General features: G+C 32.7%; 27 protein-coding genes. 12 read left to right on the forward strand and 15 right to left on the reverse strand.

The genetic code is table 11. From position 1 onward, the window contains the following. The first annotated feature begins 139 nt into the window (after window positions 1–139). The 4 genes from Q0770_RS11015 (at window position 140) to Q0770_RS11030 (ending at window position 1,589) form a co-directional block, all read left to right on the forward strand. On the forward strand, window positions 140–496 hold the full coding sequence (locus tag Q0770_RS11015) for a hypothetical protein (RefSeq protein WP_299116896.1): 357 nt from the start codon (window positions 140–142) through the stop codon (window positions 494–496). A 130-nt stretch (window positions 497–626) separates the two neighbouring features. Next, window positions 627–959: a single-stranded DNA-binding protein gene (locus tag Q0770_RS11020; RefSeq protein WP_299116898.1), complete on the forward strand. Its 333-nt coding sequence runs from the start codon at window positions 627–629 to the stop codon at window positions 957–959. After that, window positions 959–1,117, forward strand: a complete 159-nt coding sequence (locus tag Q0770_RS11025) for a hypothetical protein (protein WP_299116900.1) — start codon at window positions 959–961, stop codon at window positions 1,115–1,117. Before Q0770_RS11020 ends, Q0770_RS11025 begins: the two co-directional genes overlap by 1 nt. Window positions 1,118–1,319: 202 nt before the next feature. Next, window positions 1,320–1,589 (forward strand): hypothetical protein, encoded by a 270-nt coding sequence (locus Q0770_RS11030; protein WP_299116902.1) that lies wholly within the window; start codon window positions 1,320–1,322, stop codon window positions 1,587–1,589. Between the two features lie 3 nt (window positions 1,590–1,592). On the opposite strand, the gene Q0770_RS11035 is transcribed toward Q0770_RS11030, so the two are convergent. From Q0770_RS11035 to Q0770_RS11050, 4 genes are read right to left on the reverse strand one after another with little or no spacing between them, the layout of a single operon-like run. After that, the gene (locus Q0770_RS11035) at window positions 1,593–2,102 is read right to left on the reverse strand and encodes a Pycsar system effector family protein (RefSeq protein ID WP_299116903.1); all 510 of its coding nucleotides are present in this window, start codon (window positions 2,100–2,102) and stop codon (window positions 1,593–1,595) included. A 13-nt stretch (window positions 2,103–2,115) separates the two neighbouring features. Then, on the reverse strand, window positions 2,116–3,936 hold the full coding sequence (locus Q0770_RS11040) for an adenylate/guanylate cyclase domain-containing protein (protein WP_299116905.1): 1,821 nt from the start codon (window positions 3,934–3,936) through the stop codon (window positions 2,116–2,118). Window position 3,937: 1 nt separating this feature from the next. Next, window positions 3,938–4,372: a hypothetical protein gene (locus tag Q0770_RS11045; protein WP_299116907.1), complete on the reverse strand. Its 435-nt coding sequence runs from the start codon at window positions 4,370–4,372 to the stop codon at window positions 3,938–3,940. Window positions 4,373–4,416: 44 nt separating this feature from the next. Continuing rightward, window positions 4,417–4,917, reverse strand: coding sequence for a hypothetical protein (locus tag Q0770_RS11050; protein ID WP_299116909.1), 501 nt, complete (start codon window positions 4,915–4,917; stop codon window positions 4,417–4,419). A gap of 327 nt (window positions 4,918–5,244) precedes the next feature. Here Q0770_RS11050 and Q0770_RS11055 point away from each other — a divergent pair, with 327 nt between their 5' ends. Next, window positions 5,245–7,533, forward strand: coding sequence for a DNA topoisomerase 3 (locus tag Q0770_RS11055; RefSeq protein WP_299116911.1), 2,289 nt, complete (start codon window positions 5,245–5,247; stop codon window positions 7,531–7,533). Window positions 7,534–7,696: 163 nt separating this feature from the next. On the opposite strand, the gene Q0770_RS11060 is transcribed toward Q0770_RS11055, so the two are convergent. From Q0770_RS11060 to Q0770_RS11070, 3 genes are all read right to left on the reverse strand, one after another. Then, window positions 7,697–8,158, reverse strand: coding sequence for a cold-shock protein (locus Q0770_RS11060; protein WP_299116913.1), 462 nt, complete (start codon window positions 8,156–8,158; stop codon window positions 7,697–7,699). Window positions 8,159–8,244: 86 nt separating this feature from the next. Beyond that, complete coding sequence (locus tag Q0770_RS11065; protein WP_299116914.1) at window positions 8,245–8,676, reverse strand: DUF2452 domain-containing protein; 432 nt, start codon at window positions 8,674–8,676, stop codon at window positions 8,245–8,247. A gap of 9 nt (window positions 8,677–8,685) precedes the next feature. Further along, complete coding sequence (locus tag Q0770_RS11070; RefSeq protein WP_299116916.1) at window positions 8,686–11,172, reverse strand: zinc-dependent metalloprotease; 2,487 nt, start codon at window positions 11,170–11,172, stop codon at window positions 8,686–8,688. A gap of 144 nt (window positions 11,173–11,316) precedes the next feature. On the opposite strand from Q0770_RS11070, the gene Q0770_RS11075 reads away from it, so the two are divergent. Further along, on the forward strand, window positions 11,317–11,601 hold the full coding sequence (locus Q0770_RS11075; protein WP_299116917.1) for a DUF3817 domain-containing protein: 285 nt from the start codon (window positions 11,317–11,319) through the stop codon (window positions 11,599–11,601). A gap of 40 nt (window positions 11,602–11,641) precedes the next feature. After that, window positions 11,642–12,880, forward strand: coding sequence for a mechanosensitive ion channel family protein (locus Q0770_RS11080; protein WP_299116920.1), 1,239 nt, complete (start codon window positions 11,642–11,644; stop codon window positions 12,878–12,880). Here Q0770_RS11080 and Q0770_RS11085 read toward each other — a convergent pair. From Q0770_RS11085 to Q0770_RS11095, 3 genes are all read right to left on the reverse strand, one after another. Then, window positions 12,873–13,892 (reverse strand): T9SS type A sorting domain-containing protein, encoded by a 1,020-nt coding sequence (locus Q0770_RS11085; protein ID WP_299116922.1) that lies wholly within the window; start codon window positions 13,890–13,892, stop codon window positions 12,873–12,875. The genes Q0770_RS11080 and Q0770_RS11085 overlap by 8 nt on opposite strands. Window positions 13,893–14,423: 531 nt before the next feature. Next, the gene (locus Q0770_RS11090) at window positions 14,424–14,810 is read right to left on the reverse strand and encodes an acyl-CoA thioesterase (protein ID WP_299116924.1); all 387 of its coding nucleotides are present in this window, start codon (window positions 14,808–14,810) and stop codon (window positions 14,424–14,426) included. Beyond that, window positions 14,811–15,704, reverse strand: coding sequence for a DUF72 domain-containing protein (locus Q0770_RS11095; protein WP_299116926.1), 894 nt, complete (start codon window positions 15,702–15,704; stop codon window positions 14,811–14,813). It lies immediately after the preceding gene. A 153-nt stretch (window positions 15,705–15,857) separates the two neighbouring features. Between Q0770_RS11095 and Q0770_RS11100 the strand changes: the two genes are divergently transcribed. The 3 genes from Q0770_RS11100 (at window position 15,858) to Q0770_RS11110 (ending at window position 17,731) form a co-directional block, all read left to right on the forward strand. After that, entirely contained in the window at window positions 15,858–16,274 is a 417-nt protein-coding gene (locus Q0770_RS11100) for a glyoxalase (RefSeq protein WP_299116927.1), read from the forward strand. Between the two features lie 78 nt (window positions 16,275–16,352). Beyond that, window positions 16,353–16,934 (forward strand): TetR/AcrR family transcriptional regulator, encoded by a 582-nt coding sequence (locus Q0770_RS11105; protein ID WP_299116929.1) that lies wholly within the window; start codon window positions 16,353–16,355, stop codon window positions 16,932–16,934. A 47-nt stretch (window positions 16,935–16,981) separates the two neighbouring features. Then, the gene (locus Q0770_RS11110; RefSeq protein ID WP_299116931.1) at window positions 16,982–17,731 is read left to right on the forward strand and encodes an SDR family NAD(P)-dependent oxidoreductase; all 750 of its coding nucleotides are present in this window, start codon (window positions 16,982–16,984) and stop codon (window positions 17,729–17,731) included. A 46-nt stretch (window positions 17,732–17,777) separates the two neighbouring features. Here the strand turns inward: Q0770_RS11110 and Q0770_RS11115 are convergent, their stop codons facing one another. After that, window positions 17,778–18,452 (reverse strand): DUF2461 domain-containing protein, encoded by a 675-nt coding sequence (locus Q0770_RS11115; protein ID WP_299116933.1) that lies wholly within the window; start codon window positions 18,450–18,452, stop codon window positions 17,778–17,780. Between the two features lie 266 nt (window positions 18,453–18,718). Between Q0770_RS11115 and Q0770_RS11120 the strand changes: the two genes are divergently transcribed. Further along, a complete protein-coding gene (locus Q0770_RS11120; RefSeq protein WP_299116935.1) occupies window positions 18,719–18,940 on the forward strand; it encodes a hypothetical protein in 222 nt (73 codons plus the stop codon). A gap of 60 nt (window positions 18,941–19,000) precedes the next feature. Here the strand turns inward: Q0770_RS11120 and Q0770_RS11125 are convergent, their stop codons facing one another. Further along, window positions 19,001–19,789, reverse strand: coding sequence for a tRNA pseudouridine(38-40) synthase TruA (locus Q0770_RS11125; protein WP_299116937.1), 789 nt, complete (start codon window positions 19,787–19,789; stop codon window positions 19,001–19,003). 85 nt (window positions 19,790–19,874) lie between these two features. Between Q0770_RS11125 and Q0770_RS11130 the strand changes: the two genes are divergently transcribed. Further along, complete coding sequence (locus Q0770_RS11130) at window positions 19,875–20,294, forward strand: hypothetical protein (protein WP_299116939.1); 420 nt, start codon at window positions 19,875–19,877, stop codon at window positions 20,292–20,294. 47 nt (window positions 20,295–20,341) lie between these two features. On the opposite strand, the gene hisIE is transcribed toward Q0770_RS11130, so the two are convergent. From hisIE to hisA, 3 genes are read right to left on the reverse strand one after another with little or no spacing between them, the layout of a single operon-like run. Further along, a complete protein-coding gene (gene hisIE, locus Q0770_RS11135; RefSeq protein ID WP_299116941.1) occupies window positions 20,342–20,941 on the reverse strand; it encodes a bifunctional phosphoribosyl-AMP cyclohydrolase/phosphoribosyl-ATP diphosphatase HisIE in 600 nt (199 codons plus the stop codon). Further along, entirely contained in the window at window positions 20,938–21,693 is a 756-nt protein-coding gene (gene hisF / locus Q0770_RS11140) for an imidazole glycerol phosphate synthase subunit HisF (protein ID WP_299116943.1), read from the reverse strand. The genes hisIE and hisF overlap by 4 nt, the downstream gene beginning before the upstream one ends. A gap of 2 nt (window positions 21,694–21,695) precedes the next feature. Further along, window positions 21,696–22,439 (reverse strand): 1-(5-phosphoribosyl)-5-[(5-phosphoribosylamino)methylideneamino]imidazole-4-carboxamide isomerase, encoded by a 744-nt coding sequence (gene hisA, locus Q0770_RS11145; RefSeq protein WP_299116945.1) that lies wholly within the window; start codon window positions 22,437–22,439, stop codon window positions 21,696–21,698.

Here is a 22,439-nt window from a genome sequence, read left to right on the forward strand (position 1 = left end):
GCAATAGTGCAACCTTTTAACCCCTTAAAACATTCATAATCAATTATTTAATAAAAAAACAATTCTTAAAAAGTTATCTTATTGATTATCAGTATTTTAACTTTTTGCTTATTTACTAACAAATAGTTAAATTTGAAATATGGATTTTTTGGAAATTCTTGGATTTATTTCTTCATTATTAGGAGTTGTTGCATTTTTTAGAATAGATGCAATAACTATCCTGTCATTTTTTAAAAAAAATCTTAAAGATACATTTTTGTATATCTTAATTTATATAAAAAAAATTATTGTATTCCTATATAATAACAGCTTCGAAAAAAAACTTTCCTCATTAAAGGTACAGGACAACAACAGTCCATATATAAAAAAACGCTTTTCATTTGTAACAACAACATCAACAACATTATTTAATAATTCATATATAAAAAAACTTCTTTTTGAATTTGTAATAATAATAACACCTAAAAATGCTTTTTTAAAAAATCAAATTTGCTAATGTTTTGCTAATGATTTTATACTCATTGGCAAATTATTGCTCCTTATTCAATTTTTTTAGTTAATTTTATACCTGTAATTGTTCTTTGACGTAGTGGAGAAAATTAGGTTTTAAATTAATCTAATTCAATATGAAACAAATAACTATTGTGGGCCATCTTGGTAAAGATGCCACTATAAATAAGAAAAAAGACAAATTTTCATTAATGCTAAATGTAGCAGTCTCAGAAAAATATGAGGTAAATGGAAATGAAGTCGAACAAACCGATTGGTTTACGTGCTTTAAAAATTTTAAATCACCTCCAGAAAGTTTAACAAAACACCTTAAAAAAGGAATCAAAATTCTTATTCAAGGAAAACCAACTTTTTCAATTTCAAAAACTGAAAGTGAAGTTTATCAAAATCTTAATATTAATATTCAGCATTTTGATATTTTAACTTTTCCCGAAACATCTCAAAACTAATGGCAACTATTAAAGATGATTTATTAGATGGCGAGATTACTCAATCAGAACAAAACATGAATGAATGTTTTACATCTGATGACATGCTTTTCAATTATTGGCATGGTTATGCATCTGCATTAAAGATGATTAAAACCATTCAAAATAATCAGCCCTAAAAGGCTTTTTTTAAAATACAATTATGTACTATAATTTATATTATGTAAAATATAAATTATTGCAAACTATCAATACTCTTCTCTACTGTATCATCCATTTACAAACACTTAGCGAAAAATTAAGTTAGTCAGCTATGATATAGCCAAACTATAAGCATCCGTTTTTAAATTGCATAATCCCTCGATTTAAAACTTATGTATTATGGATAAAAACTTAGCCTTATTCACGCAAATCAATAGTTTATCGTATTGGTTACTTCAAGAAAGCAATTTTAAAAGTTCTGTAAACTTAGATGCTAGCGACGATAGTTTCTTTATTTCTATTAAAGATGGTATAGAATCTATTTACAAGCACCATATTGAGGATTTTAGCAAAAAAGACCGCCGTTTCCTCAGAATTGAGCTCTCTTCTATTGTATCGCACTTATTGCAAATTAAGCGCTCTATACAAGACCACAGACAAGCCTCTTAGTTATTATGAGGTTAATCCCCAAAACATCCCCATAATTACCAAGACTAAAAAGCTAAACGCAAAAGTTGCAATAGAACGTCTTACATTTAAAAACTTTCTATCAATAATTTTACTCTCAGCATGGATTTGCTCAGCTAATTTTTGGTATAATTCTTTTTCAGAACCGCAGATGCGTATAAGCTCTTCTGTATAGTCTTCTGTATTTGTATACATATTGGCAGCATCCCTGAAGAAAAACACATTTTTCTTATAGGACAGGTCCATTGAAGGCCGAAAACATCTAAAACAATAAAAAATAGATATCCCAACCAAAAGTAGCCAGCAGACTAGTAGAATAATCATAAATGTATGGCTAACAAAAACATCCTTAAAAGTATCTAATCTATCAGCAAAAAGCCCCAAGATTAAACTATGAAAGGAAAAAAGTACTCCAGCCTTAAGTTCTGATGCACGAATTAATTTCTCTAAACGTTCTAATTGTTCCCAATAATTATTTGGATCTTGACGAGACATATACTGTTATTTTTCAGCAATTTACAAAATACATTTTCATCTTTCCATGATTTTTAACTGCGAGTTCTCCGCGATATTCACAATCAAAATCTGATTTTATAATTTCGTAGGTATTCTCCGAAATATTAACTTTTCCAGCCTCAGAATTACTTTCCATTCGTGCTGCAATATTAACTGTATCACCCCAAATATCGTAAGCAAACTTCTTGGTGCCCACAACTCCTGCTACAACTGGCCCTGTATTAATACCAATTCTTATATCAAAGGTAGCTGAAGTGTGTGTGTCGTTCTTAGCCTTCTTTACAAAGTCATTCATGTCTTTTGCTGCCAAAAGCATTTGCTTTGCTTGAGTATCATTATCATCAAAACTTAATCCACCTACTGCCATATACGCATCACCTATGGTTTTAATTTTTTCTAAGCCATATTTCTCCATAATGTTATCAAAATGGGTGAAATAGTAGTCTATAGTTTGTACTAACTCTTCTGGAGATAAATTTTCAGCATAACTGGTAAAGCCTTTAAAGTCTGAAAATAACACCGTAACAATATCATATTTTTTAGCCGCTACTCTACCCTTTTCTTTTAATTCCTCTGCTGTATCCTCAGGCAGAATATTGAGCAAGAGATTATCTGAACGTTCTTTTTCTTTCGCAATAATCTTATTGGTTTTTTGCACAAATATATTACGTCTAAACAAGCCGTAGGCTAATAACCCAATTAGAAAAGTAAGACCAACTGTTGACCAAATCACAATACGCTGGTTCTTTCTTTTTTGTTCTGATAATGATGTTTTAGCTTGTTCTTGTGATACTTCATGGATAGTTCTTTGATCTGCCATTTTTTCAATGACCTCTAAATTACGTACACTATCTCTGTATATAATATGCTCATTAAAATGGATGTAAGTTGCCTCCCAATCGCCAAGTTCTCTAAAAAGTTCTGACAAACTTAAGTTTGAATCGCTAATCTGCTTTTTTAGTCCATATTTTTTGGCTATATCTAGACTTCTTTTGTCGTAGTGCAATGCTTTTTCCATGTCATTTTGTTTTACATAAATATCAGACATTGTTGTTAGATACTCTGAAATAGCATAATAGTCTTCATATTCTTCTAAAATATCCATGGCTTGATTGATATTTTTTAAGGCCAAATCATCTTTGCCTTGCTCGGCATAAATCATGCCTATATTACCAATATTGTAAGCTGAACCTATTAGATAATCTACATCTTTAAAAATCTTCTTTGCTTCTATAAAGCACCTTAATGCTCTGTCATAATTAATAGTTCTAAAATATTCATCTCCTTGATTAAATAAAGCTGTTCCAAGAGAAATAGAATCTGCAAGACTAGGTTTTTTTAGATTTCTTAAAATATCTATACCTTTTTCGTAGTAGGTATGTGATGTTATTGAATTCCCCATTGTTGAATAAACATCAGCTATAGATATAGTTACTTCTCCAATTCCTCTAGCAAAATCAAATTGTTCAGCATATTTTATACTCTCTAAATATGAACTTAGTGCCTCAGAATTACTTCCCATATTTAGTTGATGATTTCCTTTGGCTAAAAAGCCATAGTGCAAATATTCTGTATTTGATTCTCCTCTGGAGGCTATAATTAACTTTTCAGAAAAATCAAGAGCTATATTTGGATTTGTTTCATTATCTGAAATATTCAAAAGAATTTCTAACTCATTGCTAAAATCACCTGAGTTATATACTGAAATTAAACTGTCAGCAAGCTTTTGATCTTGACAATAAATAGGTCTAATAAAAAAGAAAATACCTGTTATAAAAAAATAACAGGTAAGTTTATTTGATAGGGCTAGCATTTTAGTTAGATCCTTTCATTTTTAATTTTGGGTCTACTGTATAAACCTGATTCGCATTTTTATTTATTATGAAAGTGACGTTATAAGACTCAGTCCCGTTAATAATTGAGCTTTTTACAGTTGAGGTTACTTTGGGTTCGTTAATTGGATCTCCTAAAGTAATTTCTTCTAAAATATCTGCACCACCACCAACAGCCTTTTTAGCTACGTCAGTAATATTTATGCTATCTCTTCCATTTTTTGCAACGCCTTGCCAAGTGCAATTTTTGCCTTTATTTACAGTTGATACATACAAATCCGGTCTGCCCGAATTTTCTCCCGGATCACCTTGATTGTCCGTAAAAACAACATTGTCATTTATGCTTTGTCTGTTCGGTTCAATGTTATCTGTATCTACAGTCAATGTAATTACTGTATTTCCTGGTGGTTGTCCCATAATTTGTGTGGTTTAAGTTAAAATTATATTAATTAGATATACATTTAAAGTTTTGCTCTTGATTCATATTCAAAATATCGATGATTTCCAACATTACCTTCTGGCTTATATTTTAATCCAATAAATCGCAACCAAGACATTTGTTTCTCAGTCTCTTTAGATTGGGAATAGACTACAAGCGTGCAACCTTTATAATTAGTAGATTGTTCTTCTAAAATCTTCCGCATTTCAAAAGTTACTTTTAAGGCTTGGTTATTCTCTTCCATATGCTTACTAGCAACTAAATAGCAATCTAGTTTGGTGTCACTAACCTTAACTGCCATTAAGATAAGTAAGGGCAAATTATCTGGCGTCGAAAATATCTTGCTAAATCCGTCTTTACGAGATAATTCAAACTGTTCCATTAAAGTGTCAAATGCTGTTTTTTCATTGTGGATATTGTAGAGCTTCCACTCATAAGTCGAAAATTTCCATGGATTTTTTAAAACATAGGAAAGATCTTTTTTAGTAATCTCATCTTGAACTCTAGATAAACATAATTCCATCTAACTTATCATATCAAAAATATTAGACATATTAAATAATCATTACATAAAACATAGCTTAGTAAAGCTGTACTGAGCTACTCTTCTAATAGGTGGTAGTAAATTAGGGATAACAATAATTTATGTAGTCGATGTTAGATAAGGTACTGTTAAAATTAGGTAAAATTTATCTGATAACCTAAAATGTTAAACATCTATTGTATTACAAATGTGCAGTATAGAATAAAATGTATATAACAATACAAATATTAATAAGCTATAAAGTAGATTTCTGCTGCTCTAACATTATAAATTTCTTTATTTTGCTTGTAAATAATTACATATTAAATGAAAGTCTGTATTGCCGAAAAACCTAGTGTTGCTCGCGAAATTGCCGCTGTTCTTGGTGCCTCAACCAAGCGTGATGGCTATTTTGAAGGTAATGGTTATGCTGTGACTTACACGTTTGGACATCTCTGCACGCTTAAAGAACCTAGTGATTATAAACCTTATTGGAAAAGTTGGGATTTAAACAACTTGCCCATGCTTCCTGAGAAATTTGAAGTCAAAGTATCGGATAATGATGGCATAAAAAAGCAATTCAACATTGTAAAAAGCTTGTTTGATAAAGCTGAAGTGGTCATTAATTGCGGTGATGCGGGACAAGAAGGTGAACTCATTCAGCGTTGGGTGTTAAACGAAGCCAATTATAAAGGTCAGGTAAAACGCCTTTGGATTTCGTCTTTAACCACTGAAGCTATAAAAGAAGGTTTTGAAAACTTAAAACCTTCTGAAGACTATGACAATCTCTATTATGCGGGCTTTTCGCGCTCTATTGGTGATTGGTTATTAGGTATTAATGCGACACGTTTATATACCGTAAAACATGGCGGTTACAAGCAAGTCTTATCCGTTGGTCGTGTACAAACACCAACCTTGGCCATGTTAGTCAAACGTTTTAAGGAAATAGAAAATTTTAAGCCTCAACCCTATTGGGAATTGCAAACGACATACAGAGACACACTTTTTAATTATGAAGAAGGTCGTTTCCTTAAAATGGAAGATGGTGAAGTATTGGCCAATAAAGTCAAGAAAGACCAATTTGAAATTGTATCCGTCACCAAAAAGAAAGGTACAGAATACGCGCCAAAACTCTTTGATTTAACGGGTTTACAGGTCTATTGCAATACCAAGTTTGGTATGTCTGCAGATGAGACTTTAAAAGCTGCGCAGCGTTTGTACGAGCAAAAAGCCATCTCATATCCTAGAGTAGATACCACGTTTTTACCAAATGATGTCTATCCTAAGGTAAAAGGGATTTTAAGCAAGCTGACTAACTATTCAGCATTGACGTCTCCTCTACTCGATAAAAAAATAAAGAAATCTGCGAAAGTCTTTAATGATAAAAAAGTCACAGATCACCATGCTATTATTCCTACCGGAATGCAAATTAGTACGCAACATGGTGACCAAAAGGTTTACGATGCGATTGTAAAACGTTTTATCGCTGTGTTTTATGAGGATTGTAAAGTGTCTAATACTATAGTTATTGGACAAGCGGCAGATGTAAAATTTAGAACTACCGGAAAAGAGATACTTTCTAAAGGTTGGCGCGTAGTGTTTGAGTCTAGCCAAACTAATGATAAAAAAGAAAGCCTCTTGCCTACTTTTGAAGACCGCGAAAAAGGCCCACATGAGCCGTCGTTTATAGAAAAACAGACCAAACCACCTAATCAATATACCGAAGCCTCTCTCCTACGTGCTATGGAAACTGCTGGGAAACAAGTGGATGACGAAGAGTTGCGAGATATCATGAAAGAAAACGGTATCGGACGTCCATCGACACGTGCTAATATTATTGAAACGCTTTTTAAACGTAAATACATTAAGCGTAATAAGAAGCAAATCTTGCCTACGGTTACTGGTATTCAACTCATTGATACGATTCAGAATGAATTATTAAAGTCAGCTGAATTAACAGGAACCTGGGAAAAACAGCTAAAAGATATTGAAAAAGGCGAGTATTCTGCATCTGCGTTTATAAAAAGTATGAAACGTATGGTGGATGCCTTGGTTTATGAAGTTCGGACGGAGAAAGTCACGACACGTATTTCGGCAGTAAATAACAAATCTGCAAAAACAGTAAAGGCAACATCAAAAACATCTAAAGGTGTCGTTGGAAAAGCTTGCCCAAAATGCAAATCAGGACAATTGATTAAAGGCAAAACGGCTTTTGGCTGTAACCGCTATGGAACGTCTTGTGATTTCACGTTACCGTTTAAATTTGAGAATAAAAAAATATCAGAAAATCAGTTAGTCAGACTTTTAAGTAAAGGTTCGACATTAAATCTTAAAGGGTTTAAAATCAACAATGTAACTACAGAAGGTCTATTGCAATTTGATGACGATTTCAAATTAAAATTAGAACCCAAAAAAGAAGCAAATTCTCAAACTCAAACACCAGAAAATGCTTGTCCAAAATGTAAAAAAGGCACCATAATCAAAGGGAAAACCGCCTATGGTTGTTCTGATTATAAATCGGGTTGCGATTTTAGATTTTCTTACGAGCTATTGCGTCAAAAAGCTAATGGTAAAACTCTTACAAAAACGTTGGTATATAAAATACTGAATGCATAAGCCTATTTATAAATAGATGTCATTCTGAGCTTGTCGAAGAATCTATAATTAAAGAAAAGCAGATGAGATCTCGACTGCTTCCGATAGCTATCGGAACGAAATGACACAAATAAAAAGCCACTATCAATGATAATGGCTTTTTTAATATGATTATTAACGCAACTTAAATGCGTTTTACTCTTACAGCATTCATACCACGTTGTCCTTTTTCGAGCTCGAATTCTACTTTATCATTTTCGGCAATTTCGTCAATTAAGCCGCTAACATGACAGAAGTATTTTTCGTTATTTTCTTCATCAATAATAAATCCAAATCCTTTTGATGAGTCAAAGAAGTTAACTTTTCCTTTTCTAATTGGGTCAATTTCTTCCTTTTCTCCAGGCAAGGTTTTTGGTATGCTTACCTCAATAGTTTCTGCTTCAATTTCTATCTTATTCTCAGGGTCTGGCGGTGTGTCCGTAAGATTACCGTTATAATCGACATAAGCAATCGGGATACCGTCAGAACCTCCATTCGCCTCCTTTTCGGCTTTACGAGCCTCCATTTTCTTACGCTTATCCTCACGTTTTTTTAAACGCTTTTTTTCTTTTTCACTTTTACTAAATGTCTGTTGTGATCTACCCATGTACTATTTGATACTGTTTTTTTGTGTGCCTAAATATAATATTAAAGATGGATTATGCTATATAATTTCAAGAATATCTATATAAATTAATGATTTAATGCTATTGATTGGGTTTTAGAGTCCACCTTTTCCCATAAATAGTCTGATGTCAAGCGAAAACTTCCTAAATGTTCAAAATCACAAGTATCTGGATTAATAATAGATAAGAAGGGTTGGTCCTTTGCATTATTATATAAATGATAAATCTCTCCTATTAAAGGCTCAAAACTAAATTTTGAAGCAGTGATAAGTTCATTATATTCTAGAATCTTCATCAATGCTTCATACTCAGCTTTTAAAGCTTCATATTTTGTTTTTAGATGTTTGTTAGCCTTATATATCTGAGAGTTTTTCCAACTACCGTTATTTGGTGCTTTGATTTGTGGCGCACTAAAACTTGTAGCATAGGGTAAAAAGGCAGCATTATACTGTTCTTTTTCTTCATCATAAACCACCATATCTGGTTTTTTCTCTTTCATTTATAAATTCTATTTAGGATCTAAAATTGAATTAACACGCTCTAAACAATCTCTATAATGGTACTTCGTCTCAGTATTTACTGCTGCATTTGAAGCTGTTCTTAAGCGTTGCTTTAATACATTCAACTCACCTCTAACTATGGCTCTAACATCAGATTGGTTAACGTTGTAATACTTACGAGAAAAACGTCTATTCATCTCTCCTGTCATTAAATTACCCAATTGATCAATATGCGCACGTTGTAAATTACGTCTGTAAACTGTTACATTTTGACCTGAATTTGCTTCTGACCAAACACCTTTACGTAAATCACGTAGCATCTCTAAAGCTGAATAATTACTAGCATCTAAGGCTTTATAATCTATCAATCTCCCTAAAGTCTCAAAGCTTAATAAACGATTAAGGTGTCTTGTTTGCAAACCTCTTAAACGCTCCGTATAACCCGCATAATCAATTTTATTGAGAATGTTTTTATCTACCAACCATGTAGGGCTAACAAATGCATTTTTGTGCAACCATTGCATGGCTGTTTTTTGCTCTGCTTTAGGAACCATAGAGTATACATTTCCACCTTGTGATGGGTTTTGAGTATCCTCATAAACGCCTCCTATATGTGACGTTACATGACCAATATATCTATTCCAAACACCTAGCATTTCTCCATATAGTTCTCCTAAATCGTCATAATTATTAGTTTGGTCACTTGTCCATTGTGGTAAATTAGCAGCAACAATTTTTAGATTGCTTAACCCATAGGTACTCGCTTTAATACTATTGTTCCCTATATCTTCTGTTTGCGACCTTGGGTCAAAACGACTGCCTTGACTACCAAACATATACTTAGGGTCACCAGCCTTTGAAGATACCAACTGATCTAAAACTGAACGTTCTGCATCCGCTGAATTTACACCTGGATAATAACGGTAACCAAAATTAATAGCATAATCATCATAAGGACCTAGCTGTCTTATAAAACGAATGTTCTGGTCACCAGGTTGCGCTATATAATTATATCTCGCATAATCCATTATAGTGGCTGCAATACCATTTTTTTGAGTAAACGCACCATCTCTATAATTCTCTACATCATACGCATAACTAGCTGCCATATTATGAGGTAACCCTAAGGTATGGCCCACTTCGTGCGCAATGACCATTTTCATCATTTCTCCAATTTCAGGCTCTGGCGTATCTAAAGTACGTGCTGAAGGATTTGCTGCTCCCGTTTCTAATAAGTAACGGTTACGATAAGAGCGTAAATGGTTATGATACCAAATGATATCACTTTCTATAATTTCTCCAGTTCTTGGGTCAGATACACTTGGTCCAGTTGCATTACGTGTTGTACTTGCTACATAACGAATCACCGAATAACGTATATCTTCTGGACTAAAGTCTGGGTCTTCTTCTTTCGTTGGTGGGTCTTTAGCGATAATGGCATTTTTAAAACCAGCGACTTCAAAAGCTTTTTGCCATAACTCCACACCTTCTTTCATATACGAACGGAATTTCTCTGGTGTTGCTGGGTCTAAATAATAAACAATGGGTTTTATAGGTTCAACTAATTCTCCTCGTCTGTATGCTTCAATATCTTTTGGGACTAATCTCCAACGACGAATATATGTTTTACGATCAGCTTTTAGTTTTTCACTACTATAATCGTATTTACTTAATGTAAACCAACCGACACGCTCATCAAAATAACGTGGTTGCATTTTATCTTTAGGTAACAGAATCATTGACTGATTCATTTGAATGCTAATAGATTCATCTCCTGTATTTACAGGTGGCTCAGAAGCATTATATGTAAAATCCTGAATCACTTCAATATTCTCCGGGAAGCTTTTCATCGAATTGATAAAACTTCTAGATTTGTCTAAATTTCTAACCTTGTATTGTTTTCTGAATCTTGACGGCAAACCACTTAAGGCTTTTACGTCAGTACCATAAAAAGAACTTACATCGACAACCACAGCCGAAGAGTCTTTTGAAATGGCTTGAATATCAAACGCATACAATGTAGGTTCATAGTTGTTATTCTGAACAGATATGTTAATTGGTAAGCTGTCTTGTGCTACTGCACTATATGATTTCTCTTTTATTAAAATCTTATTCTTGAAACGTTGCCATCTTACTAATCGTGTATTGGTTTTTGTACCAGCATTGACATAGCCACCACCAAGACCTGACGGTAACTTTGCAAAACGACTCACTAACAACATATCTGTGTCGAGATAATCATTAGGAATTTCGAAAAAGTACTTCTCTCCTACTTGATGCACTTTAAATAAACCTTCGTCCGTAATAGCATCTTTTGTGATTACTTTATCATAATCTTTAATTTTTCCTTTCTTTTTTGCTTCCGGTTTTGGTTTTACTTGTTCAGTTTTAGCATCTTTTTTACGTTTACGCTTAGATTGTGCTTCTGCATAACTAAAGCTTAAAAGTATTGATAAACATAGTGTTACAGCTAAGTGTCTTCTTAGAGAAATCATTAGAAATTGGTTATTAAATTGGTTAAACAGCGTAAAGGTAATTAATAGAAAATTAGTTTTTATTTAATTCTTAAAAGCTGTTAAAATCAATTCATAATCTCTTATTCTACAGTATTTTTGCGATAGTAATAATTTGATTAATTTATGGTGAATATTTTCAGAATTATAGCATTTTTAGAGGGTGTGTCTTATTTACTTCTATTGTTTGTGGCAGTACCAATTAAATACTTAAATGGTGACCCTCAATATGTGAAACTCTTAGGAATGCCACATGGCCTATTGTTTGTCGCTTATATTGTTTTGGCGATTTGGCTAAAACCCGATTTTAAATGGAATCAAAAAACATTTTTAATCGTTCTAGCAGCTTCGCTTATTCCTTTCGGCACCTTTTATGTTGATAAGAAATATCTAAAACCGCATTCTGCTTAACTAATATTTGCTAGGTTTATATTGAAATTTCTTCGACCTAATGAAACATTACTTATACGACTTATTAATTGACAAAGGGTTTTCTGTTGATACCGCTAAGTATTTAAACATGTTAGCGTTGTTAATAGCATTGCTTATTGTTGCTTTTATTATAGATTTTGTGACCAAACGTCTTTTAAGACGCTTTTCTGCAACTATAGCTAAACGCACTAAAACAAATTTCGACAACATACTTATCACCAATAAACTACCTAGAAATGTAGCGCATATTGTTCCATTAATCATCTTAATAGAGTTTGTGCCACAGGTGTTTTCTGATTTTCCTGTTGTAGAAGATGTGATAGAAAAAACCTTAAAAGTCATTGCCATTTTATTGACACTTAGAATTCTTCAAAGTGTACTGCTCTCAATTCGTGATTATCTAAAAACCTTACCACGCTATAAAGACAAGCCTATTTATAGTTACATACAAGTCTTTATGATTTTCATGTGGTTACTGGCTATATTTTCAATGTTTGCCATAGTTACAGGAATTTCTTTTTGGGAGTTTGTAACTAGTATAGGTGCAGTTTCTGCAATTATCATTCTTGTTTTTAGAGATAGTATTTTAGGATTTGTAGCGAGTATACAAGTTACAGTTAACGATATGGTGCGTATTGGTGACTGGATTACTTTCGAAAAATATGGTGCCGATGGTGATGTTATAGAAATCACATTAGCCACAGTAAAAGTCCAAAACTGGGATAAAACCATTACTACAATACCCACTTATGCGCTGATTTCAGATTCCTTTAAGAACTGGCGTGGTATGACTAATTCTGGTGGGCGCCGTATAAAACGTTCAGTGATTTTAAAAGCTTCAACTATTAAATTTTTAACTGATACTGATATTGAACGCTATAAGAAGATTCAATTAGTTTCAGAATATTTAAACACACGTTCCAACGAAATTAGCGCAGCTAATATTGAAAATGAAATAGATAAATCCGTACTTATCAATGGAAGGAATCTTACCAATTTTGGCGTTTTCAGAAAATATCTTCAGGCCTATATTGAAAATCATTCAGCTTTAAATAAGGATATGACGATGATGGTGCGGCAATTAGAACAAACCACTCAAGGAATTCCTTTAGAAATCTATACCTTTAGTAAAGACCAACGCTGGGTGAATTATGAATATATCATGGGCGATATATTTGACCATGTATTAGCTGCAGTGACTTACTTTGATTTAGAGGTTTATGAGTTTGTTCTAGAGCCTAAAAAAACTATTAGTTAACTACAAACTTAAATGTTTTAGCTTCTCCATTAATTGAAGTAAATTTTGATAGATATATTCCTGTTTTCAAATCACTCAAATTAACAATACTCTCATTGTTCATTTGCAATTTTTTAATGCTTTGACCAGTGACGTTATATATATTCATTTGACCTGTAACTGAATCATTAAATTGAATAGACTTTGAGTTATTAATGTATTTGACATCCAAATTATTATAGTTAATGTCATTATTTGAAAGTACTAAATCACTCCATGTGCTTGCAACACTCACTAAACCAACATGACCCGCAAACCTTCCAGAGTTTGGAATATTCCAAACAAAAGTAAAGCGATCAACATTTGATGCATACTCTAGTGAAAGTGAAGTTGGAGGAGCTGCTAATGTCGGTGTTGCTGGCTCGCCATTTGCATAATCAGGATTTACAAAAAGATCTAGAGTGTCATTAACTACACCACCATTAATAGTGTATTTTAATACCACCAAATACGATGTGTTATAATTATATACTTGAGTGGTAATACCTTTTGGACTAGAAGGGTCTCCAATTTGAATACCAAAATTATAACCACTTCCAGATTCCTGTACAAATAAACGAAGTGTAACCGAAAACGCCGAGCCATTCAAAACCCTAATAACATCATATACAGTACCAGAAGTTGGAGGTGCATCAGAAACATTTATAACAAAACTAGTATAGAATGTGCCTGAAGTTATTGCTGAAGGAAATAAGTGACCTGGCCCATCAGAACTCATTGTATTATCAGATTGTATGCTATTTGATGAGCTTCCATAAGCTGGATATGATAATGGGAACGCAACAACATTAGTCCGTACACCTCCAAAAACATCTCCTGAGCCACCAGATGATGTGGCATTTGTCCAAAGTCCTTGTCCATGAAGTTCTTGGCCAGAAGTTAGTCCATTAAAACTATCTTGAAAAAGTGCTTGACTATTGACACTAAAAGAAATAAATAATGAAAGGGAGAAGCTAAATATAGTTGATTTCATACATGGATTGAATTAGTTAAAGCAAATATATAATTCTATTTTTATTCGTTATTTTTTATAAATTTTAATGTAATCGACAATGGCACTGCCATTTTGCGATTTTATGAATATCTGAATTACGGTCATTTTATTCGAAAACAAAAGTAAGAGGTAATAAGTGGTAGATTTCATGTAATAATAGGGAAATAATCACTTCTTCATTCGATTTACTCTCCTACTTCAATTCAAACAGTATTCAAACTATCCGAACTTCCGCTTGTACCATAGATGTATCAACTGAAAAAGTTCGATATGCTTCAAAAGTATTATTCCCCGAAATATTTGGTTAGGAGTATTGCCAGAACTCATGCATGGTGTCAGCAATGTGATTATTGTGTGGTATGCCATATGGACACTTACAAACCCATTGAATTTTATTATTTTTTAAAGAAGCTTTTGAGAAAAAAAAATAAATAGTATATAGTGATAGCATCATTTGCAAGCTGTAAAAAAGCACTAATAGCATTTATATCCAGAACTGGTCATAATGTTTTATTGAACTCTGTCTTTTACAAATTCTACTTTTGTTTTGCCATGAGGAGCAGGTTTTCCGTCCTGACCTAGATTTACCATTATCATATTATCAACGGTTAATATAGTCTCTCGAGTCATCTTATTTCTTGCTTCACATTTCATAGTAATAGATGTTCTGCCAAACTTAATAACTTCTATACCAATCTCAACGATATCACCTTTTTTAGCAGAAGCCATAAAGTTAATTTCTGACATATACTTGGTGACTATTTTAGAATTTTCAAGCTGAATTATAGTATACAAAGCGGCTTCTTCATCAATCCATGCCAATAATTGACCCCCAAATAAAGTACCATTAGGGTTTAAATCTTCTGGTTTTACCCATTTACGTGTGTTAAATCTCATTTATAATAATGTTTGTTGTCCATTAGTATCGTCATTAGGTATTTTTAAATCTGTGCCCAACTCAGAATTCATTTTATTAATTAAATATGCTGAAAGCAACGGTGATTCCTTTTCAATATTCTGATGTACAAAGAAATTGATGTCATTAATTCCAGCATCTTTCCATATTTTTAAGCGTTCTACCCAATCATCCAATCGTGTATAATCGCTCTGATGATTGGCACCTACATAGCGTATAAAAGCCCTTGAGTTTGTTAAGCGCATATGCATGATGTCTCGTCTTCCTGCAGAATCAACAATGATATTTGAAATATTATTCTCTTCCAATAGCTGGTACAAATCTTCTGCAACAGCCTTGTCATTATACCAATTTGTATGTCTAAACTCCATTGCTAATGGAATCTCTTTTGGCCAAGATTCAGCAAAATTTATGACTCTATCAAAATCTTTAGGGGCAAAATTAGTATGCATTTGTAAAAATATGCAGCCTAGTTTTTCCTTAAGATTAATGGCACTGTATAAATAGTTATCCACTACGGGTTTTACTTCATCGTTTAAGCGTTTCCAATGACTTATTTCTTGATTAAGCTTAGGAAAAAACTTAAAATTAGGTGGAGTCTTGTCATACCATTTTATGAACTGCTCTGGTGGGAAAATCCTATAAAAAGTAGCATTAAGCTCAATGGAATTAAATTGACGAGAGTAATATTCTAACTCATCTTTAGTACCTCTTGGATAAAACCCCTTTAGATCTGCCCTATTCCATTTAGCACAACCTACAAATACATTTGTTCTGTTTGATGGGTTGTCTTTTAAAACTCTTAAGGTATCGGTATGGTCTATGGGTAAAGTAAAATCTATATCTTCAGGATTGTCGACACTTCCAAACTTCATATTTATAATTTTAAGATAAAGATACTAACTTGTAATTGTACTAGCTAGAAATTGATTTGTTAATAACACCGTTGACAAGATAATTCTCACATTAATATTTCTCCTTGGTTAATACTTAAATTTAATTCCATATTAATTCAATTCTACTTTGATATGGAAACCCGCTCTAAACATCTACTTGACATCAGACCACTAATTCCCTCAGCAAAAGTCTATGACTCTATGTCTAATGACGAAGCTTTTCAGAACAAAACGCTCCGTCCTATTATAAAGATGCAGAACGATTTGTTTGTAGCTGTGTTTAAAAATTATATTTCAAAACGAAAAAATGTGTTTTACGACTTAACACTACCAAAGCAATTGGCCTACATAGAAAATGCTATACATAAAGACATGAAGTTTAGGAACTCTCTTAAAGGTATGGTGATTGGGCAGTTTACTGTTGAAGAATATGAGCTGTATATTCTAAATTCTTCAGCATTAAACAAGCGCATGATGAACATCGTAAAAGAGCGTTTGCTCAGCAGCATTCAGCTTTTTATAAAACCTGATTTTCTAAAAGCGGTATAATCAATTTCTAATTTTATAATTCTTTTAACATCTCTATATTAAAATTGTTTTTAATTTTGGAACGTTCATTTCAAATAAATGCCAAAAACCGAAGTTTTTAATAAAGAAATAGTGCTCAATCAAGCAAGTCATGTATTCCATACAAAGGGGTATAATGCTGCATCTATGCAGGATTTAGTGGATGCCACAGGCTTAAATCGCTCAAGTATCTATAATTCTTTTGGCAATAAGCATAATCTATTTCTAGAATGCTTAAAGGTGTATCAAAACAAATATCAAAGGTCAATTTCTAATCTTTTATTAAAAGCTAACTGTCCTTTGAAAGCTATTGAATCTATCTTTGAATTGTATTTAGAAGAGATTGTCAAAGATAATGATAATAAAGGTTGCCTAATTACTAACTGTAAATCTGAAATGGCCAATCAAGATTCTACAATTAATAATTTTTTAATAAACAATCAGGAAAGCACTTTAGCTTTATTTGAGGATTTAGTTAACCAAGGGCAAGAAAATTCTAGTATCAATAGAAATCGCACTCCTAAAGACTATGCGCTTTATTTGTTTACTGCGATACAAGGGTTTAGAATGACAGGTATTTTAATTGATAATAAACAACAATTGCAAAGCCTTATTAATACGACTTTGCAGAACTTAAAGTAATTTTTTTAATCTAATTTGAAACGATTGTTTCAAATAAAACAAACATTATGGGTAAATTAAAAAACAAAGTTGCAGTAATTACTGGAGCTAATAGCGGTATAGGTTTAGCAACTGCAAAACTATACTTAAAAGAAGGTGCAAAAGTTGTGCTTTCTGGAAGACGACAAGACGCTTTAGATGAAGTAGCTAAAGATTTAGAAGGTGATTTTATAACTGTATTAGCTGATGTATCAAAACCAGAAGATAATATCAATCTAATAAAAGAAGTAACAAATAAGTATGGTAATATTGATATATTGTTCTTAAATGCTGGCATTGCTCCTATTTCACCAACAACAGATATTACTGCAGAGCATTATGATGAAATCTTTAATATAAATGTTAAAGGACCAATACTAGCTACAAAAGAAGCATTACCAAAAATTAATGATGGTGGTACTATTCTGTTCACAAATTCTATAGTACATCAAAAAGGGTTTGATGGTTTAGGTGTATACTCTGCAAGTAAAGGTGCATTAAGAGCGTATTCTCGCGTATTAACTTCTGAAGTAAAGTCTAGAGGAATTAGAGTAAACTCTATTGCTCCGGGTCCGATTGCAACACCGCTTTATGGCAAAATGGGACTGCCTCAAGATGTAGTTGAAGAAATGGGAAAAGGATTTGCAGCTTCAGTGCCTTTAGGTCGTTTTGGTACTTCTGAAGAAATTGCAAATGCAGCATTATTCTTAGCATCTGATGATGCATCATACATTAATGGTGTAGAACTTGAAATTGATGGTGGGTTAAGTCAAATCTAAAACGTAGATATTTAAAAAGCCAAGTGTTATACTTGGCTTTTTAGTTTTATAATAATGACTCTCCGTTAAGGTTAGTCGTCAGTACATCACTCATATAATCCACAAACGGTTTAGCCGAATTAAAAGCCGTATCTACATCTTTTATAAAGTTAGATGATATCACCTCTTTATCAGAATATTTTTTTGTGAAGATATATTGTTTACGACGAATCAAATCAATTGCAGGGTGCGTTTTATCAAAGCCTTTAGGAGCAGTTTTTAACTCATCTCCAACAAATCCACCCCAAATAGAGTTAAAAGATTTATTATTAAGAATATCACGCATGTCTTGGTCATCCATTTCAAACTCTTTACGGATGCGTAATAAGTCTTCCTTATTAGGTTCCCAAAAGCCTAAGGCTATAAATGATTCGTTATTTGGTTGTATATGTAAGTAATAACCACCTCTTAACTCTGGTTTTTTTCTATGAAAAGAGCCTCCAAAATGCGTCTTATAAGGTAGTTTATTTTTTGAAAATCGTACGTCTCTATAAATTCTAAAGATTTTAACCTTATCAATTTGATCATGCACATTCATTAACTCACCTAAGTAATTATAGGATGCTTTTACTTGAGATTCAATACGCTTAAATTCTGGTTTATTCTCATTAAACCATTCGCGGTTATTATTCTTTTCTAGCTTTTTAAGAAAAGTAAACGTGTCTTTTGATATTGAACTCATGATTTTGGTATTTGTAGGTATCAAAAATATATAATTGAAATTTTAATTTAACGAAGTAAAGCATCTATTTAGACTTTTCTTTTCAAATTTTAATTAAAAAGAAGCCTAAACATCGCTACATATTTTTTAATATTTTAACAGTTTTATCATTCAATCTTTATTTTTTTTAACGATTAACCTGTATAATTTAGAATAATTCAAAATTAACTTGTACAGTGAAAGAATTTTCACTATAATGCAAAAATTAATAATTACAGATATAATATATGGGTAGACCAGCAACTAAGCCAACTAAATTAAAAGATGGCTATTATATAGAGATTAGAAACAAAGGTTCTAGATCTGGTGTTAAACTATACAATGCAACAGAAATGCAGATGGAGCGTTCAATAAAAATGTACGAGCGATCTAAAGAAGTTATCATTCTTGGTGAATGTGTCAATGGTAAGTTCGTAACAAAAGAACCTAAGTTACATGTAGTAAAGTAGAGATTTTTCTTACTTAACTTTATTAGAAAAAATCATCTTAATTTATTAAGGTGATTTTTTTTATTCAAAATCTATCGCATGCAAAATTAATCCGGAAGCTGGTGCTATATAATCCATAACTTCGGTACTGTCATTAGATAAAGACGTTTTTATATAATCTAAATCGACTTCTCCTCTACCCAACTTAATTAAAACACCAAACATTAAACGTATTTGGTTACGCATAAAACCTTTGCCTTTTACTTTAAGTACATATGACTTTTCTGGGAAGAAATTTGCAGTGTAATCTGTGTTTTCAGTTAGCTCGCAATCTTCAATTGTTCTCACAAATTCCCCAGTAGCTGTTGCCTTATAACAATACGATTTAAAATAATGTGTGCCCTTAAATAAAAGAGCACCTTTTTTCATAAGTTCTACATCTAAAGGCTCTAGAATCGTTGTTAATATTGGGGCACAAAATGGGTGATTTTTTTGACCTTCGGAAAACACATAGTGGTATTCTTTGATTTTTGAATCTTGAATGATATTGAAATTTTTATCAACTTCCTTAATGCTTAAAGCTCTAATGTCTTGGGGTAAATTATGATTAAAAAGTGCCAAAAATTCATCAAAGTCTTTAATTGGGGCGTTATAAATAAACAACTCCAACGCAGCTTCATTTGCAGAAACCATTGCGTCAGTACGTCCAGCGCCTAATGTTTTAAATTTAATATCCTTTAGAATAAACTTAAGTGTTCTATCAATCATTAAGTGAATTGTTTTAACATCTGGTTGTTTTTGCCAACCATGAAAACGGTATCCTAGATACTGCAATTTTATGAGGTAATAATATCTTTTATCAAAAGCCATATTGAGGTCGAAAGTAATGCTTGAAAAGCACCTAATCAAAATTTTTTTTAACTTGAAACAGAAATCTAACTAAATCAATTTAACTATGACAACAACAAAACCACCAGTTTGGTTCTGGATTGTAAGTGTTTTGGCACTTATTTGGAACGGCTTAGGCGTAATGGCCTATCTAGGTAGAGCATTTGCTACAGACGAAATGATTGCGGCTTTACCGCCAGAGCAGCAAGCCGAATTTTTAGTAGAATATCCTACTTGGTATACAGCAGCATTTGCAACAGCAGTATTTGCTGGTGTTTTAGGTGCTTTGTGCTTATTAATTCGTAAAAAATGGGCGCATATACTCTTTGTGTTATCAGCAATCGGAGCAATTGTTCAGCATTTTTACCTTTTTAAAAATGTTGAAATGACTGGCGCTCAAATGGTAATGCCTGTATTGGTAATTGTAGTTTGTGTATTCCTGATATACTTTGCAAGAAACTCTGCAGCAAAGGGTTGGCTTAAATAATTATAAAAATATAATTAAACAAAAAGCATCAGTAATCCCGATGCTTTTTATTTTTCTCTCTTCTGAAGCACATTAACTACATCTATAAGTTTAAAACCTTTAGCTTGCAATAGCATTAAATAATGAAACAATAAATCTGCACTTTCCTCCAAGAACAATTCATCATTATTATCTTTTGCTTCAATGACTACTTCTACAGCTTCCTCACCTACTTTTTGAGCAACTTTATTAATGCCTTTAGCAAATAATGATGCAACATAAGATTTTTTAGAATCAGCATTATCAATCCTTGAAGCAATAGTATCCTCTAGTTTTGAAATAAAACCAAATGATTGATTATTAGTATCATCCCAACAAGTGTCAGAACCTTTATGGCATGTTGGACCTTCTGGGTTTACAGACACTAAAAGTGTATCATTATCACAATCTAACTTTAAATCAACTAAATTTAGAACATTACCACTTTCTTCGCCCTTAGTCCAAAGTCTATTTTTTGTTCTACTAAAAAACGTTACTAAGCCAGATGATTTAGTTTTTCCTAGGGCTTCTTCATTCATATAGCCTAACATCAAAACATTCTTAGTTTGTACATCTTGAATAATTGCTGGCACTAAACCGTCCGGATTTTTATTAAAGTTGATGTTCATAATCTTACTTCTATATTTTGTTGCTTTAATTCTTTTTTTAATTCTTGTATCGGGATTTCTCCAAAATGAAATACACTAGCAGCTAAAGCCGCATCTACTTTTCCTTCTTTGAATGTGTCAACAAAATGCTTAATGGTTCCAGCACCTCCAGAAGCAATAATTGGAATATTTACCAAATCTGATAATTTAGCTAAAGCCACATTGGCAAAACCAGCCTTAGTCCCATCGTGATTCATAGAGGTAAATAGAATTTCTCCAGCTCCTCTTTCTTCAACTTCTTTTGCCCAGTCAAATAATTTAATATCTGTTGGAATAGTTCCTCCTGCTAAATGTACAAACCATTCGTCATCTATTTGTTTTGCATCAATAGCGACGACGACACACTGACTCCCAAATTTTTCTGATAATTCATTGATTAGTTCCGGTCGCTTAACTGCAGAAGAATTGATAGACACTTTATCCGCACCACATTGCAACAAATCATCAACATCATCAACAGATGAAATTCCTCCACCTACAGTGAATGGGATATTAACCTGTTCTGCCACTTTTAAAACCATATCGTGCATAGTTTTTCTATTCTCAAGAGTTGCAGCTATATCTAAAAAGACCAGTTCATCTGCTCCTAATTCTGCATATTGTTTGGCTAAAACTACTGGGTCACCAGCATCACGTAAATCAACAAAGTTGACACCTTTCACCGTACGTCCATTTTTAATATCCAAGCAGGGAACAATTCGTTTTGTTAGCATAACTAATTATTGACTATAAATTTTTCTAAAGCTCTTAAACTTATTTTATTCTCATAAATGGCTTTTCCAACTATAGCTCCCTCACAACCAATAGCTTTTAAAGATTCCAAATCAACAATACTAGAGACACCTCCTGAGGCAATAAGATTAATAGACTGAGTTCCGCTACTGCTACTACAGGTATTAATAATAGTTTTATAGAGTTCTATAGAGGGGCCTTCTAACATTCCATCCCTTGAAATATCTGTACAAATAACATACTTAACATGCTTTCTTTGATAAGCTTTTATAAACGAAATAACTTCTTCTTTGCTATTGTCTTGCCAACCGTTTATAGCAATTTTACCGTCATTACTATCGGCGCCTAATATTATTTTTTGCGACCCATATTTAGACAACCAGCCTTCAAAAGTTTCTCTATCACTTACAGCTATACTCCCGCCTGTTATCTGTTTGGCTCCACAATTAAAAGCAATATTTAAGTCTTCATTAGATTTTAAACCTCCTCCAAAATCAATCTTTAAATTTGTCTTTGCGGCTATAGTTTCTAAAACCCTATAGTTTACAATATGCTTGGCCTTAGCGCCATCTAAATCTACAAGATGTAAATATTCTATACCAGACGCTTCAAATTCTTTAGCGACTTCCAAAGGATTTTCGTTATATATCTTTTTTGTATCATAATCTCCTTTGGTTAGTCTTACGCACTTTCCATCTATGATATCTATGGCTGGGATTATTCTCAT

Origin of the sequence: uncultured Winogradskyella sp., assembly GCF_947501905.1 — a bacterium.
Taxonomy (GTDB): domain Bacteria; phylum Bacteroidota; class Bacteroidia; order Flavobacteriales; family Flavobacteriaceae; genus Winogradskyella.